We start from the raw sequence: 16,990 nt of genomic DNA on the forward strand, positions 1-16,990 counted from the left end.
GCGTGGCGTATTCTCGTTTTGACTCAAGTGGCGTTCCAACCATGGGCTCGCTCGCGATCAAAGAAAGCCATCCGAATCGGCTTCCCAATCCAAGAATTCAGAATCGTAACTCGGTGCATCTGGAAAGGGAGGTTCCTCTAATTTCTGCACACGAAAATCATAGACATTAAAAACGTGTGGAATGCCAGGCGTTTGATCAAAGCGACGTGAACTGGCACAGCCGACTTGGAACAGACCGTTCGTTTGGAGCGAGGTTTCCCTCTCGTGAAGTTGCTCCCCATCGACGAAGATTCGGTAGCCACCCTCGCCAATATCCAGTCGCAATCGCCGCGTTCGTTTTTTGGTGCCCTTCAACATCCATTGGCGAAAGATGGGTGTTTTCCCCCAACGCTCGGGGAGCTCATCGGTCAGAAGGAACTCACCCCCGGGCGAGAAACGAATTTGCGTTCCTCGTAACTCGTTCATCAGCCCGCCCAATCCATCGGGACCACAAAGCAGACTCACCCCGTGTGGCGACTTCGGTGCTTCGATGAACGTGACCGTGACTTCATAGGTGGCTGGCAGCGGATACCGAATCTGATTCCGAAGCAGGAACGTGTAATCCAGCCAATCGGTCGCCACCCGAAAACCGCCTGCGACGTCAGTAATCTCATCGAGCGTTTCGTTTCGCGGCACCTCAGATCCGCCGTCCGCTTCGGCTTCGTCCAAGTCATTCGCATCCAAGTCTTCGAACTCACGTGCCATTTGCATCGCGTCCTGATGGCACTTCGCACTGGAACGCAATTCCACACTTTCGGGCGTGCCGATTGGGGTGAAACTGGCAGCCAATTCGTTGGTGGTGAAGTGAATCATCTCGCCGCGATGGTACCGTTCCAAGAGATTCAGCTGGGTTCGCCGGTTGTCCAAGATTTGTTTGGCGTAGGCACGCTTCGACTGGATCTCTTCGTCCGATAGCCCGGGAAAACGTGACACAACGAAATCTTGATCATCAAGCCAAACGGTCTCCAACGCATCCAAACTCAAGTGCAGAGCCGAGGTATTCGTTTCATCCAACCTTTCACTATTGAACACCAGTCGCTGTTGAATCGGCATCCACCACAGGTAAGCGGGGCCGTCGGCCATCTTGCAAATGAAACGCACTTCCTCCTCGTTCATGTTGCGTGTTCCCCAGTTGATCTGTTCGGTGCGGGGTCCAAGAACTTCCAATAACTCAGAGACATCCTCAAACTGCCCTGCTTCCCAAAGAATTTGCAGGGCAAGCTCGGCACCGCGTATCCCGAACCCATATGTTCGGTTGCTCTGATTGAATTTGCCCCAGGCAGCAATGGAACGTTTCGCCCACGATAGATTCGCCGGATCGTCAACCATCGTAACGTCGGGCGTGCGACGCATCAGATAGTCATCCATGAATACGTTGGAACGGAGCTCAACCACCCCGTCTTCTGTCTCCGTATCAAGACATTTATTTGCGATGTTCTTTTGCCAATCTTCGCTTCCGCCCCATCGAGGCATCAATGCCAAGCTGTAGTCCGAGTAGGCGGATTGATGATCAATGTGCCCGCTCAGTGCCAGCCTGAACCAATGATGCACGGACAGGGGAGTGCTGCCATTGGCCATTTGCAGCTTCAATGGTTGCCGAGCCAACCAAGCCAACTCCGGTCGCAGCAAATAAGCTTCGACCGCGTGCGATGAGGCGATCGTTGCAAGTTTGTCGAACATCTCCATCGCAGAGGCATCCGTATCCGATACGAACTTTGTACCGCGATGATCCCACGCAACTTCGCGAAATAGCTGCCCAACGATGTGATGAACGACGTACGTGGGAACTTTCGGTTGCTCGACGGAGACCAATGCCTCGACCAGATCCATCTGAGCAATGGAGTTCAAAAGCCCAAGCGATAAGAACAATGAACTCAGACAAATATGATCGCGTCCAACACTTGGTTTTCTCCTGGCCGCTTCCTGCCATGCGGCAGGCCAAGCGGAAAGATACCGTCGTATGGCCGCATCGTACTCATCTGAGGTTTTATCGTCGGCATGGAAACGCAACGCGTCCACATGCACCATCGCGACGAACATCGGATCAAACATTTCTGGCGATTCAGCCATGCGATCCGAAGCAGTTGTCACTCGTTTCCATTTTATTTCGTTGGAAACGCCGGTATCCGATTTGAATAATGCAAACAGAACAATTGGATCCCCGAGTGACTCCGCCGACTTCACAGTCTCCAGGATTTTCTCTGACGGATGCTCGAAACGGAATCCGTCCAACAGGCATTGGCGAAGGGCAGCTTTGACACGCTCGACATCTTCGCTTTGCTGATTGCGCGTGACAAAACGTTCCAGCATCAAATCAATGTCACCCGCGAAATCATTCACCAGGTCCGCGTATCGAACGGGAGGTTCGTTGCCGACAAGCGGCGCATCGAATACATCCAGCAACGCCGTTTTCAGATGTGGATCGACTTTTGTACGCGCCTTCACCGCATCGCGAAGCCGCAACTTTTGAGTTTCCTCATCGATCGGAATCTGGTCGAGACATGCCACGAATTCCTCCGACTCCAGATCCTTCAGAGTCACCTTGGATTCGTCCCGATACCTCATCAGCTCGGCCTGCAATTTCATCCGCTCAGCCATAGCGGCAGACGAAGCCGCCGAAGCTGCCAACCGGTTTTGCTCCGCTCGGTAGAGATACAAGCCGATGCCACCAACCACGATGGCAATCAGTACCAGCGTTAACAGCAGGACCTTCAACAAAAGTCGACTCTTGGTCTTTCCGCTCGATTCCAACTCCGATTTTGACATGCCCAACAATTCCGCCTGCGTTCGATTTCGCCTGCGCAGGGGTGTTGCCACGTCATCGACACCAGCATCCGCCACTCCCTGCGTTCGTCCGAATATCCTAACTCAACAGGCACCGCAGGGTGACACGCCACCCCCACCAAAAAGATTCGATGCGGAGCTGGGGTCAATCGAGCCAACCGAACGGCTCAACAGCAACTGTCGCCGGAACAGCAGTCGGTTGCGGTTGGCAGGGAGAAGCTTTTGGGCTTTGCGTTTGAGTCGCTGGTGTAGACCGCGAATTGATCGGCGATGGTTTCCCGCGACGCCGCTTCGGCGAGTTCATCGGTGCATACCTCACCTCGCGTGTACATGCGACCGGCGTCGTCACACACGTACTTGAACGGCCCGCGATAGACCCGTTGCAATCCGCTCGTCGCCGCAATTCCGGATTCGATTGCCTCTTCATCGGGGCGAGTTGCGATCACGGTCATCGATCGGAACGCGATGCCTTCGACGACTCGCCAAGGCTCGGTTTGCAATTCCGCGATTTGAAGGTCTTCAAAACCAGCGTTCTCAAACGCTTCCAAGAACGCCGCTTGCTTGTAGGCACCGGAGATACAACCGCTCCACAATTCAGGGTCCGCTTGCATCGCCTCAGGCACCTCTTCGTCGCAAACGATGTCACTGATCACCGCTCGTCCGCCGGGTCGCAAGACACGGAAGATCTCGTCGAACAACAACTCCTTTTCATCCGCATCAACCAGGTTCAACACACAGTTGCTGACAACCACGTCGATCGTTTCGTCATCGATCATGGGTGATTCCCGACGCCGCTCGGCCAAGTATGCCTCGAGCGCACGAAGCCCCGCATCGTCGGTCACTGGGTGCTGCTTCAAGTAAGCCTGGACCTCGTCACGGTTGATCGCCAAGTCCTGGATTTTGCCTTTGCAGAATGTAACGTTGTCGTAGCCGATCGCTTCGGCGACCTTCGGCTGCGATTCACGAGCCAGCGTAAGCATGTCATCGTTCATGTCGACACCGATCACGTGACCTTGTTCACCAACCACTTGTGAGGCAATGAAGCAAATCTTTCCGCCGCCGCTGCCCAGATCCAAAACGGTCTCGCCCGGACGAACATACTTCGACGGATCACCACAACCGTAGTCGCGATCGATGACCTCTTGAGGGATGACTTTCAAATACTTCGCGTCGTAGTCGACGGGGCAGCAAAGTTCGGCCTCACGTTCTTGGGCGGCTTGGGCGTAGCGTTCACGAACAGCAGCTTCCACATTCAAAGACGACATAACGATGCACAAAGAGAAAAAAGGACAATGAAATTTGGAGACGGCGATCGCTCAACGATTCGGATTGCTCAGTTGAGCAGTGCGCCGCCGCAACCGCTGCCGGCCCCTGCGGTGCAACCGTAGCAATGGTCCGCCAATGCGATGGGCTGATCCACCAACTCATCCAACGATTCGATGGACCAAACCGTGCGAGTCTTTTGAGACAGATCGATCATTTGGTTGAAGTCACAATCGTAGATTTGACCGTCCCAGCTGACCGACACCAATGACCGGCACATCACTTCCTCTGCGGCTTTCGCATTGAAGCTCTCCGACAACAATCGCAGGTAATCATCCAGCAAGCCGCGTTTTTGCAAAAACTGGGCATATCGGCGGATGGGAATGTTGGTGATGGTCAGCAAACGGCCAAACTCGATCCCATATCGAGCAGCCAATTCGCGGCGGTAATCGGCTTCCAATTTGGATTGGTCCGGCGGAAGCGAAGGCCCGGTGGGGTTGTAGACCAAATCAAGTCGATGCGTTTCGCTTTCGCGTCGATATCCGAGTTCGTTTAGCCTCAGCAGTCCGTCAATGCTGCGGCCAAAAACGCCCCCGCCGCGTTGACCATCGACGTTGTCTTCCAGGTAACACGGAAGCGATGCCACCACGTCGATTTCGTGCTCCGCCAAAAACTCCGCCACCCACTCGTAACCGGGTTCGCTCAGGATGGTCAGGTTGCAACGGTCGATGACTCGCAATCCGGCGTCTCGAAAAGTCTTGGCCAAGCGTCGGAAATTCGGGTTCATCTCCGGTGCGCCGCCGGTCAAATCGACAGTGGTGATGGCGGGGCAAGACGCGACCAATTCCAGCAAACGATCCGCCGTGCGGTCGTCCATGTTTTCGCGTTTCTTGGTCGGCCCAGCATCCACGTGGCAGTGAGTGCAGGTTTGATTGCAAAGTTTGCCGAGATTGATTTGCAACTGATTCAATTGGTTGCGCCAGAGAATGCCGTTTTCCAATCGCGACGCGAATGTTGGCACCACACCGGTGGGCAGGCCTTCATTCACAATCGGTAACAAACTCGACACAGGTGCATTCTCCAAGGATTCATCGGGGCGGCAGGATCGATTCAAATCGCACGATCCGACGTCGGCAACAGCACAGTTCGAGCAGATACGCCGCCAAAGTCGGAAAGGAAACCATCAAAGCAGTCCCAACGTACAAGATGACCAACGAAGTCCTATCCCCGTTACTGGGACAAAACGGTAGGATGAAGTGATCACGGTATGGGGAACCGGCCGGTTGTGCGTCGAAGTTCGTTTTCGCAAAAAGCACGCGTGAAACGATTTTCCCTGCAATTGATTGGTTTTTGAGACGACGGAGCCTGACTTCCCTCGTCTTGTGGGTGACTTGTGGCGTACAGTTTGCGTAGGGAAACAAATCGGGTCGAAAGATTCGCCAGTTTGACAGTCGGTCTGGTCTAAGGGACGGAGAATATGTACGAACGGTTTACTGACCGAGCCAGGAAAGTCATGCAATTGGCTAACCAAGAGGCTCAACGATTCAATCACGAATACATCGGCACCGAACACATTTTGTTGGGGTTGGTGAAAGAAGGCAGCGGCGTGGCTGCCAACGTGTTGAAAAATCTCGAAGTTGATCTGCGAAAGATCCGGCTCGAGGTCGAAAAATTGGTGCAAAGCGGGCCAGAAATGGTGACCGTCGGCAAATTGCCGCAAACACCTCGTGCGAAGAAAGTCATCGAATACTCGATGGAAGAAGCACGCAATCTCAATCACAGCTACGTCGGCACCGAGCACATCCTATTGGGATTGCTTCGCGAACAAGAAGGCGTCGCCGCTCAGGTTCTGATGAACTTGGGTCTGAAGCTGGAAGACGTCCGCGAAGAAGTTCTTAATCTGCTTGGACACGGGCTCGAAGGCGCTGAGGTTGGCGAACGCGGTGGCCGTGGTGGCGATGGCGAAGGAAGCAGTGGCGGCAGCGGAAGCAGCAAAAGCGGCAAGAGCAAGACTCCTGCCCTGGACAGCTTTGGCCGCGACCTGACCGAATTGGCCAAGAAAGGTGAATTGGATCCCGTCATCGGTCGCGAACGAGAAATCGAACGCGCCATCCAAATTCTTTGTCGTCGTACCAAGAACAACCCCGTCCTGTTGGGCGAAGCCGGTGTCGGTAAAACCGCCATCATCGAAGGTTTCGCACAACGAGTCATCGGCGGCGAAGTGCCTGAGATCTTGGCCGAGAAACGCATCGTCGTTCTCGACTTGGCGATGATGGTCGCTGGTACCAAGTATCGCGGTCAGTTCGAAGAACGCATCAAAGCGGTCATGACCGAAGTGCGTCGTGTGAAAAACACGATTCTCTTCATCGACGAACTTCACACGCTGGTCGGTGCCGGTGGAGCAGAAGGCGCCATCGACGCTGCCAACGTTCTGAAGCCAGCTTTGGCTCGGGGCGAGATCCAGTGCATCGGTGCGACCACTTTGGACGAGTACCGCAAGTACATCGAAAAAGACAACGCTCTCGCACGTCGTTTTCAAGAGATCATGGTCGAACCGACCGGCAAGGCGGAAACGATCGAGATCCTCAAGGGATTGCGCGAACGGTACGAAGAACATCACCGTGTTCAGTTCACCGACGACGCCGTTGTGGCGGCCGTCGAAATGAGCGAACGCTACATCACTGCTCGCTGCTTGCCCGATAAAGCCATTGACGTGATCGATGAAGCAGGTGCTCGCGTGCGTCTTCGCACCATGACTCGTCCACCAGACTTGAAAGAGATCGACGAGCAAGTCGAAACGCTGAACAAGGACAAAGAAGACGCGGTCGCAAACCAAGACTTCGAAAAAGCCGCCAACCTTCGTGATCAAGCTGAAAAACTTCGCAAGAAGAAAGAGCAGATCACCCAAGAGTGGCGTGAAAAGAGTCAGCAAACCGACGGCGTCGTCGACGAAGAAATCATCGCGGAAGTCGTCAGCAAGATGACGGGCATTCCATTGACTCGACTGTCAACGGAAGACTCCCTGCGTCTGCTGAAGATGGAAGAAGAACTGCACAAACGCGTCGTCAGCCAAAGCCAGGCTGTCACGGCGGTTGCCAAGGCAGTGCGCCGAAGCCGCTCGGGTTTGAAAGATCCCAAGCGTCCAACCGGTTCGTTCATCTTCGCTGGTCCAACCGGCGTCGGTAAAACGTTGCTCGCCAAGGCTCTCGCTGAATACATGTTCGGTGATGCCGACGCGTTGGTGCACATCGACATGTCCGAGTACATGGAGAAACACAACGTCAGCCGTCTGATCGGTGCCCCTCCCGGATTCGTGGGTTACGAAGAAGGTGGCCAGCTGACCGAGAAGATTCGCCGGCGTCCGTACGCGGTCGTGCTGTTCGACGAAATCGAAAAGGCTCACCCCGATGTCTTCAACATGTTGTTGCAAGTCATGGAAGAGGGCCGTTTGACGGACTCGTTCGGTCGCAACGTCGACTTCCGTAACACGATCTTGATCATGACCACCAACGCGGGTGCGGAAGCGATCAAGAACGAATCGGCATTCGGTTTCCAGAAACCCGATGGCGATGCGAGCTACGACTCGATGAAGTCTCGCGTGATGGACCAAATCGAACGCGTCTTCCGACCTGAGTTTTTGAACCGCTTGGACGACACGATCATCTTCCGTCACTTGACCACGACTGACTTGAAGGGCGTGATCGACTTCGAACTGTCGAAGGTTCGCGAACGCTTGCTCGACCGTGGCTTGGCCATCGACTTGAGCGACGAAGCGAAGGAGTTCTTGATCAAGAAAGGCAGCAACCTCGATTACGGGGCTCGTCCACTTCGTCGTGCGATCGAGCAACGCATCGAAGATCCACTTGGCGAAGAATTGCTGCGTGGTGCTTTCGAAGGCAAGGACACGATCATCATCGATGTTCACAAAGACGACAGTGGCAAGATCACGCGTCTGAACTTCGAAGGCGAAAGCCGTGGCTGGGCTGACAGCGATTCCGAAGAGGAAACGGTTCCAGCATCCAGCAGTGAAGATCAATCGAAGTCCGACGCTTCGTAGTTTGCTTCGCAGATGAATATCAACGTGCCTCGGCGAGTCCATCACTCGCCGAGGCATTTTTTTTGCCCCGGCGGCATGCCAATCACGCTTACGTCTACCAGTCAAACTGCCTGCGATGCCTGAGACCGCCAGCAACCACAGCTCGACGAATGACAAGCCTGAGACCTCACTGTGGACACATCCGCTCGGACAGGTTGCAGACTTAGACGTTCTATTCAAGCAACTCGCTGGGTTAGAACATCGGCTTTGGCTGGATTCGGTTTCTGACCATGAGCACGATCGGGGACGTTACTCGTTTTTGACGGCTGATCCGGTCGGCTGGCTACATGCGACGCTTCTGGATCCCGATCCTTGGCCGCAGTTCCATGAATGGTGTTCGCGACTGCCTCTGTTCAGTAACGACGCTGAGTTGCCACCATTTTGTGGCGGCCTGGCTGGATTGGTCCCCTACGAAGCGGCTTGGTGGCTAGAACCAAGCGTCCGAATGCCCGAGACTTCCTTTGGCGATCATCCTCCCCTCGGAATGGCGATTGGCATCTACGATTGGACCATCGCCCTGGACCACTCCACCGGCAAAGCCACGCTGATTTGCAATGGTCTGAATGATTCGCTCGACGCCGACCCTGAACGGGCCCGCGTGCGTGGCGAATCAATACTCCAGCGTTTGCGATCATCCACACCTCCTCCCATTTCCGGCTCAGCGTCAAAGACTCCGACATCAGAACCAACCGGTTTTGAAACCGGGGAAGCTGGAGTCCGAAGCAACTTTGACTCGGTACGCTACGTCGCCGCGGTCGCTGAAATCATCGATCGCATCGGCGCCGGAGACTCGTTCCAGGTCAATCTTGCTCAGACGCTCACGCACGAAGCGAACGACAGTGCAGAAGGCCTCTACCGAAGACTGCGACAATCCAATCCGGCACCTTACGCGGCATTCTTTGATCTCGGCAGTGAGCAGATCCTGAGTTCTTCTCCCGAAGGCTTCCTGCAAATTCGTGATCGCCACGTCGTCACCCGTCCGATCAAAGGAACCGTGCCGCGAACTGGTGACGAGATCGAGGACGAGCGATTGGCTCAAGTCCTTGGCGGCAGCGTGAAGGACCGCGCCGAGAACATCATGATCGTGGACCTGATGCGAAACGATCTTTCCATCGCCTGCACCGACGACAGCGTTCGAGTCACCGGGCTTTGTGAGATCGAACGTTACCAGAGCGTTCAACATCTCGTGTCGACCGTCGAAGGGGAACTGCGAGACAACGCCACCATCAGCGAACTGCTCGCAGCATGTTTCCCCGGCGGTAGCATCACCGGGGCGCCAAAGATCGAGGCGATGAAAACGATCGCTCGCCTCGAGGGCCAACCTCGGGAAGCCTACTGCGGATCCATGGGCTACGTGAGCGTTTCGGGCAACGCGGACTTCAACATTTTGATCCGGACTGTGACCCAGCGAGACGGCCAATGGCACTTTGCCGTCGGCGGTGGAATCACCGCTCGCAGCGAACCGCAAAGCGAACTGGAAGAGACCTGGACCAAAGCGGCCGGGTTGCTGCGAGCCATCCGCCCCGAATCAACCTAGCTCGACCAACTGTCGCCGATTGGCTCCGCCCAATCGAAGAACCCGAACAACCAACCGCCATACACCCGACCGCTGCTTGCGGATTCGTCTTCTTGCCGCCCCAGCCTCCGCCCACGTGGCCCAACGAACATCCTCAAAGACTCGTCGAATCCACCCACCATTCAGACAACAAAGTCATTCAATTCCGCCGCCAATTTCTCGCGGAAGATCTTGCTGTTGTGCCGAATGTCGACCGGCAGCGGTTGATCTCGAATGACAAAACGATCGATCCGCTGTGTCAGCGGGTTGCGAGACGCACGGTCGCGAAGCCTTGCCTCCAGCTCTTTCGCTCGAGTGGGATCCGTCCCGACCGATAAATCAACCGGCTGGACGACCAACACGGGAGTCTGCTCCCCCGGCTTCCCCACACCGACCAACGCGCACTTGTCGACTTGTTCATCGACATTGAAAACCGACTCACATGGAATCGTGAAGAACGTTCGCCGAGAGGAGACGATCCGATGAGCTTTCCGCCCACAAAACCAGAAACGATCTTGCTCGTCGAGATAACCAACGTCACCCATACGATGCCAAAACCGCTCGCCTGTCTCACCCGACTCGTCATGGACTTTGTGCAGAGCGTTCTGGTCCGCGCGAGTCACGTACCGCTTGGTCACCATCGGACCGCTGACAATCAACTCTCCGATTTTGCCTCGCGGCAACTCGTTGACCCCGTCGATGCTCGCGATCGGATCATCGTCAATTTCGATCACCTTCCATCGCACTCCATCAAATCGAGCCCCGACGCAAACACCCTTGCCCTTCGCAGCCGCCGGGCCAGTCTCAGTAATCACAGCACGCGATTCGATGGATGCGATCGGCAACGCTTCCGTCGCACCATAGGGCGTTTCAATCTTGGCATCTTCATGAACGAATCGACGAAGCGACTGCAGCGTTGCGGCGGGGACGGGAGCTCCAGCTGACAGAACGCGTTTCAAAGTTGGAAATGGTCTTCCCACCGCATTCGCTTCGCACCAACGCGTCACCGTTTTCCAAAGAGCCGGAGAACCGAACGATTGATCGACCTCCCATTGGCGAGCCGCTTGAATCAACTTTTGAGGATCCACATCCGCGGGTCGAGTCGGGTCCATGTCGGGAATGATCGTCGTCACTCCCATCACCGCATCAAACAAACCGAATAGCGGGAAGCACGCCAAATCACGAGAACCCTGCCGGATTTCGTAGCGACTGCGAATTCGATCGATCTGGGCGTGGAACGTTTGATGCGTGTAGGCGACGCCCTTTGGCGGTCCTGTGCTTCCCGTCGTGAAGATCACCGCTGCATCATCGAGTGTCTGAACATCGGGCAGTGTTAAAGAAGGATTCTGATCGCCCAATTCCATGACTTGCTTCAGCGTTTTGCCACCCCAAAACCAACGACGGCCGACGGTGATGTTGCGCTTCGCGTTTGGAAACTTGCTTCGCAAAACCGTGCGAATTGCTTGTGCCTTTGGAATCCCCAAGAAGCCATCCGGGTTCACCTCCTGAAGGCATCCAATCAGGTGCTTTCGATCCATCCCCGGATCGATCAGAACCACCACCACGCCGGCTTTCATCATCGCGAAAACGAGCTCGATGAACTGGGCACCAAAGGGAACCAGGCTGACCAATCGCATCCCAGGTTCGATCCCCGAAGCCAACAACCCGCGAGCGGTCTGGGTGCTGCGTTCGTCCAAGGTCTTGAAAGTCGTCAGCGCGTAATCGCGATCCGATCCATCTCGTTTGGCTGGTCCCGATGGCTCCGCGATCGCGATCGCGCCAGGCAGAATTTTCGCGATCGCGGTCAGTCGTGACGCGACGTTGCCGGAGGAGCCCGCGGTTTCAGTCAGAACCTGTGACGATTCTCGATTGCATGGACCGTCGCTCATCGTTCGTTCACCAACACTTCGAGAATTTGATCTGCGATCGATTCTTGCACGACCCGCTGAGCTCCCTTCCAACCGGGGATCCCGTTGACTTCCATCAATTGCATTTCGCCCGATTCCGTTTCCAGCCAATCAACCGAGGCGAATTTCAATCCGAAGTCCTCGCAGACTCGCCGAGCTGATTGCTCCCACGTCGATTGCATCGGCACCAATTCGCTTCGCCCGCCGCCGCGAACGTTGGTGCGAAAGTCGGACTCGCTGCTTCGCCGAATCGCATGAGCGTGCTCACCAATGACGAGAACTCGCAAATCGACTCCGCCGGGCGGCACGAATTGTTGAACATAGCAAACCGCGTTCATTTGAGTGAGAGTCGAGAAGGTTGTCCAAGCGAGTTCCGCATCTCGAACCCGCATCACACCTCGACCTTCACCACCAAAGATTGGCTTGACCACAACATCGCCACCCAACTCGTCAAACGCCTCCATCGCCGCCGCTCGTGACTGCACCACTTGTGTGGCTGGCGCAGGAACACCGAGCGTCCTCGCGCGAGCCAAGGTTGCGAATTTGTCGATGGCGATCTCGAGCGCCGATGGTGGATTGACCAATGTCGACCGGCACGCTTTGCCTTGTCGCCCGACCAGGTCATGCAACACCGCCAATCGAAACGTGATCTGCTCCAACGAACCGGCTGGCATGGTCCGAGTCAAAACGGCATCGAAGTCATCGAGAGACCGCTCGCTGCCCCCCGTCCCATCGTGCATTTGGCACCAAGCGGTCGAGCCCGAATCGTCGCTGCGTCCGACTTGGCTTCGCAGAGATTCATAGTCGGCGAAGTGAAGCTGAACCGACCGGCGTGCCGCTGCGGCTTGCAACTCCGACAAGTGCCAACCCAACGTGGCGACGCGGCCAAGCGATCGGGATCCAGACGCCCCAACGTTCGCATCGCGTCCGCCGAGCACCAACACACTGGCTCGACTCATAGCCCAAACGATTCTCGCAGGACATCTTGATTCAACTGACCATGACGCCAAGTCTTTCCGGACCGCAACGAGTGGATCGTCACCATCGCGGGACTGAACAGCATCGGGTCGACCTTGTAAAAGTCGTAGTCATATTGCTTGAAAATTTTCGCAAATGGCTGGCCATGATCCTCCGAAGAGTCACTGGGCACCTTCGACGCGACGCTCTCGATTAGGTCGTCTTCTGCGTCGACCCAAAGCGTCACGCGAGCTCCATACAACATCGAGTCGTTCGTTCGCCCGATGCCGCCGATCGTGTCACCCAGTTTCGCGGGAGGAGGCAACGGCGCGTCGCCGTGAGCGGACATCACGCGAGTCACATCGAAATCCAAAGCATGCAGTTTGTGCAGCGCCGTTTCGACACTTCGCGAAACGACTTGGGCGCTACCGGCGATGCTGGTGCTCGGCGCGATTGCCAAACACAGCCGCCCAGGATCGACGCCACACTCTTCCGCCATCGATTCAATGACGTCTTCGCCAGGCAGCTTGTCGGATTCCAAGACTCCGACCGCCAAGTCTTCCTTGGTTGCCTGACGCGAAAGTTTCAGTTCTTCCAACATGGCTTCTTTGCCACGAAGACCACGCATTGGCCCGCTGGCCATTGCGAAGTAGTCACCGACCGACACCGGCCAGCCTGCATACTGGCCGCCCAAGCACGCCAGCACGGGATAATCGGTTTGAATCGTCACGACCAAACCAACCAAATCTTGCGGTGATGTCGGCGCGTACCGGACAGTCGCTAAATCACCCAAACAAAGCCTGCCCAACGCGAGCCCAGCCGCCAACGACCCGCTGCAATTCACGCCAGCGTCCAGCACACGGGCGCCAGCAATGTTTAACGCGCGACACTTCAGCGTTGGAGCGTCGCGCCACAAGGTTTCAAAGCATTGTGACGCTGATCGGCAAAGATCAGGACCAAATTCGGTAGTGGAAAGATCGTTGGGTGTCGCGGATTTCATGCATTCAACTTAGCGGCCCCTCTCAGGATTGACGATTGCCCCTCAAGCAATCGACTGCGGCGGACCGAAGCTCAAAATGAGCATGCTATCGGGGTATGCCAAAAGTGCGTTGATTTACTTGCCCCAACTGAGACGACACGATGATTTCTAAAACCACTTTGCCAGCACTAGCATTGGCTGCTGTAACCAGCAGTTTCATGTGCAGTGGATCCGCGATCGCGGCTGACACGTCCTTCCCAGCAATTCAATCGGAACCAGAAGTCGGACGCTTGGCCAAGGACTTCGAGCTCGAGGTGGCCGCAGGTCAGCGGACAGGAGCGGTCCGATTGAGCGACGTCACCGGCGAAGGCCCGGTCATCATCGCGATTTTGAGAGGGTTCCCTGATCGCCAATGCCCCGCCTGCGCCGGACAGGTCGCTGATTTGGTTCGGCACGCTCGATATTTCCAAGAACGCAACGCAAATGTTTTGCTGGTCTATCCCGGTCCCGCATCAGAGCTGAGGGCCAAAGCCAAAGACTTTCTGAAAGACACCAAATTGCCATCGCCGTTCACGATGCTATTGGACCCTGACTACGCGTTCACCAATGCTTATGGCCTGCGTTGGAACGCGCCACAAGAAACCGCCTACCCAACGACCATTGTGATCGGCAAAGATGGCAAAATTGATTTTGTAAACATCAGCCGAACTCACCGAGGTCGCACGACAGCGGCCACCGTTCTGGATCAACTTTGACACTGACACCCGAATCGGCCACTTGGCTGCAAAACGTCTCAGGAGCATCTTCGATCGAAGATGTTCAGCAGGTCCAAACGCTCTGGAGTGGCTACGGACAAATCCTGCGAGTCAAACTGAAACAACCAAGCTGGCCGGATCTGGCCTCGAACACAACGGCGTGCCAAGCAACCAACGTCATCGTCAAACAAATCTCACCGCCCGGTTTGAACGAACCGAGCGGCGGACACCCTCGCGGCTGGAACACGTCACAATCTCACCGCCGCAAACTTCAATCCTACGAAGTTGAGTCGGCCTTCTACGCTCAGCACTCCAGCCGATGCAACGAGTTCTGCCGCGTCGCGAAATGCTTCGCACAGGCTGACCTTCCATCGGGCCAAATCATGGTCTTGGAAGATTTAGACGACGCAGGATTCCCTGTGCGGCACCACAGTCTCGACGCCACCGGAGTCAACCAAGGCCTTCAATGGCTCGCGAATTTCCATGCCACGTTCTTGCACTCAGCGAAACAGGCCGACCGAAATTGGGCCGATCGAGACCAGGCTGATCAGTGGAGTGAACTCTGGCCCGTTGGAACTTACTGGCACCTCGCGACTCGCCCAGATGAACTCGATGCGATGCCCAGCGGAACGCTCAAAGATGCCGCGTCCGCACTGGACGATCGGCTCAATCAAAGTGAGTTTCAAACGCTGGTGCACGGCGACGCGAAAGTCGCCAACATGTGTTTCGCGGACGATCCAAACCGGTTTCCCGCGATGGTCGACTTTCAATACGTGGGCCGCAGTTGCGGGATGAAGGACGTCGCCTATTTCCTGAGCAGTTGCATGAGCGAATCAGATTGCGAACGAAACGAATCACGCTACCTCGCCACCTACTTCGAAGCCTTGCATGACGCCATGTCCACTCGCGGCATCGATCAAGTCGACTTCGCAACGCTGGAATCCTCGTGGCGACATCTGTACCCGATCGCATGGGCGGATTTTGTTCGCTTCCTGGAAGGCTGGTGCCCCGGACACGCGAAACTGACGGGATATTCGCGACGCATGGTTGAGATTGCGATGGACCATTTGAACGATAAGCACGACCGCTCGGCAAGCGACTAAACTTTGAGATGCTTCCTACCCATGAGCCCCAACCGGAACTCCGTGACATGCTGATCCGCTCATTCCTTTCGATGGCTTTGCTACCGCTTTTGGCCATCGCAACATCCTCACTCGCGACGGGCGATGAAAACTCGCCGCCCAACGTCGTGTTCTTCCTGGTCGATGACCTGGGATACATGGACATCGGTGCCAACAACCCGGATACGTTTTACGAAACGCCAAACATCGATCAGCTGTCGAAATCGGGAACACGATTCACGGACGGCTACGCGGCCAATCCGGTTTGCAGCCCAACCCGGTACAGCATTCTGACGGGCAAGTATCCGACGCGAGTCGACGCGACCAATTTCTTCACCGGTACACGCCCGGGCAAATTCCGGCCCGCGCCGCTGAACAACCGAATGCCACTGGAGGAAGTCACGCTCGCGGAGTCGTTGAAAGCCTCCGGCTATGCGACCTTTTTCGCTGGCAAATGGCACCTCGGACCATCCGAAGAATACTGGCCCGAGCATCAAGGTTTTGACGTCAACCAAGGCGGTCACAACGCCGGCGGTCCATACAGCGGCAAACGATACTTTTCTCCGTTCGAAAATCCGCGTCTGGAAGACAACACCACCGGCGAACACCTTCCAGATCGCCTTGCCAAAGAAGCCTCCAAGTTCATCGAGCAACACAAAGACGAACCGTTCCTCACGTACCTGTCGTTCTACAGCGTCCACACTCCGTTGATGGCTCCGCCTGAACTGGTGCAGAAATACAAAGACAAAGCCAAGCGTCTCGGCCTGACCGACAAAGAAGCTTTTGGTGAAGAAGAAAAAGTCTGGGGAAAGGCTGATTGGAAAGGACGCCCCGTGCGTCAGCTTCAAAGCCACGCGACCTACGCGGCCATGGTCGAAGCAATGGACCGAGCCGTCGGCCGCGTTCTCAAGCAAATTGATGACCTTGGTTTGACCGAAGAAACCATCGTGATCTTGACCTCGGACAACGGCGGCCTGAGCACTTCGGAAGGCTGGCCAACATCCAACCTGCCGCTGCGAGGAGGCAAGGGCTGGATCTACGAGGGCGGTATCCGAGAGGCGTTCATGATTCGAGCCCCCGGGATCACAAAGCCGGGCACGACGTGCAGCGAACCGGTCTGCAGCATCGATTTCTATCCCACCATCTTGGACCTTTGTGGGCAGGCCGCACCGAAAGAAAAGACGCTCGACGGCGTGTCCCTTCAACCGTTGCTACGCGGTGAAGAATCGCTGGACCGCGAATCGCTTTACTGGCACTACCCTCACTACAGCAACCAAGGTGGCTTCCCCGGTGGCGCCATTCGCGAAGGCGACTGGAAACTGGTTGAGCGATACGAGGACGGCCAAGTGCACCTGTACAACCTGCAAGAAGACATCGGCGAACTCAATGATGTCGCGAGCCAAAACGCCCATCGAGTGGCCGCGATGCGCGACCGACTTCACCGTTGGTACAAAGACGTGGATGCGAAATTCCTTCAGCCCAAAGATGGCCAACAACCCTGGCATCCGTTCGAGGACTGATCGTCCCGCAGAAG

11 protein-coding genes are annotated in these 16,990 nt (G+C 55.9%); 5 read left to right on the forward strand and 6 right to left on the reverse strand.

Annotated features, from left to right (window positions below):
- Positions 1-57 precede the first annotated feature (57 nt).
- From CEE69_RS19240 to arsS, 3 genes are all read right to left on the reverse strand, one after another.
- Positions 58-2,805, reverse strand: coding sequence for a hypothetical protein (locus tag CEE69_RS19240; protein WP_099262321.1), 2,748 nt, complete (start codon positions 2,803-2,805; stop codon positions 58-60).
- A 185-nt stretch (positions 2,806-2,990) separates the two neighbouring features.
- Complete coding sequence (locus CEE69_RS19245) at positions 2,991-4,079, reverse strand: methyltransferase domain-containing protein (protein WP_099262322.1); 1,089 nt, start codon at positions 4,077-4,079, stop codon at positions 2,991-2,993.
- Between the two features lie 77 nt (positions 4,080-4,156).
- Entirely contained in the window at positions 4,157-5,155 is a 999-nt protein-coding gene (gene arsS, locus CEE69_RS19250; RefSeq protein WP_099262245.1) for an arsenosugar biosynthesis radical SAM (seleno)protein ArsS, read from the reverse strand.
- A gap of 408 nt (positions 5,156-5,563) precedes the next feature.
- Between arsS and CEE69_RS19260 the strand changes: the two genes are divergently transcribed.
- Positions 5,564-8,143, forward strand: a complete 2,580-nt coding sequence (locus tag CEE69_RS19260) for an ATP-dependent Clp protease ATP-binding subunit (protein ID WP_099262246.1) — start codon at positions 5,564-5,566, stop codon at positions 8,141-8,143.
- Positions 8,144-8,258: 115 nt separating this feature from the next.
- Positions 8,259-9,719 (forward strand): anthranilate synthase component I family protein, encoded by a 1,461-nt coding sequence (locus tag CEE69_RS19265; RefSeq protein ID WP_099262247.1) that lies wholly within the window; start codon positions 8,259-8,261, stop codon positions 9,717-9,719.
- 161 nt (positions 9,720-9,880) lie between these two features.
- On the opposite strand, the gene CEE69_RS19270 is transcribed toward CEE69_RS19265, so the two are convergent.
- Genes CEE69_RS19270 through mch form a run of 3 tightly spaced genes read right to left on the reverse strand, consistent with a single transcriptional unit; the run spans position 9,881 to position 13,601 of the window.
- A complete protein-coding gene (locus tag CEE69_RS19270; protein ID WP_099262248.1) occupies positions 9,881-11,626 on the reverse strand; it encodes a fatty acid CoA ligase family protein in 1,746 nt (581 codons plus the stop codon).
- On the reverse strand, positions 11,623-12,603 hold the full coding sequence (locus CEE69_RS19275; protein WP_099262249.1) for an ATP-grasp domain-containing protein: 981 nt from the start codon (positions 12,601-12,603) through the stop codon (positions 11,623-11,625). The genes CEE69_RS19270 and CEE69_RS19275 overlap by 4 nt, the downstream gene beginning before the upstream one ends.
- Entirely contained in the window at positions 12,600-13,601 is a 1,002-nt protein-coding gene (mch, locus tag CEE69_RS19280) for a methenyltetrahydromethanopterin cyclohydrolase (RefSeq protein ID WP_099262250.1), read from the reverse strand. The genes CEE69_RS19275 and mch overlap by 4 nt, the downstream gene beginning before the upstream one ends.
- A 140-nt stretch (positions 13,602-13,741) precedes the next feature.
- Here mch and CEE69_RS19285 point away from each other — a divergent pair, with 140 nt between their 5' ends.
- From CEE69_RS19285 to CEE69_RS19295, 3 genes are read left to right on the forward strand one after another with little or no spacing between them, the layout of a single operon-like run.
- The gene (locus CEE69_RS19285) at positions 13,742-14,335 is read left to right on the forward strand and encodes a peroxiredoxin family protein (protein ID WP_099262251.1); all 594 of its coding nucleotides are present in this window, start codon (positions 13,742-13,744) and stop codon (positions 14,333-14,335) included.
- Entirely contained in the window at positions 14,332-15,438 is a 1,107-nt protein-coding gene (locus tag CEE69_RS19290; protein WP_099262252.1) for an oxidoreductase family protein, read from the forward strand. Before CEE69_RS19285 ends, CEE69_RS19290 begins: the two co-directional genes overlap by 4 nt.
- Before the next feature lie 47 nt (positions 15,439-15,485).
- Entirely contained in the window at positions 15,486-16,976 is a 1,491-nt protein-coding gene (locus tag CEE69_RS19295; RefSeq protein ID WP_099262253.1) for a sulfatase, read from the forward strand.
- Positions 16,977-16,990: the final 14 nt, after the last annotated feature.

This window comes from Rhodopirellula bahusiensis (genome assembly GCF_002727185.1).
In the GTDB taxonomy this organism is placed as follows: domain Bacteria; phylum Planctomycetota; class Planctomycetia; order Pirellulales; family Pirellulaceae; genus Rhodopirellula; species Rhodopirellula bahusiensis.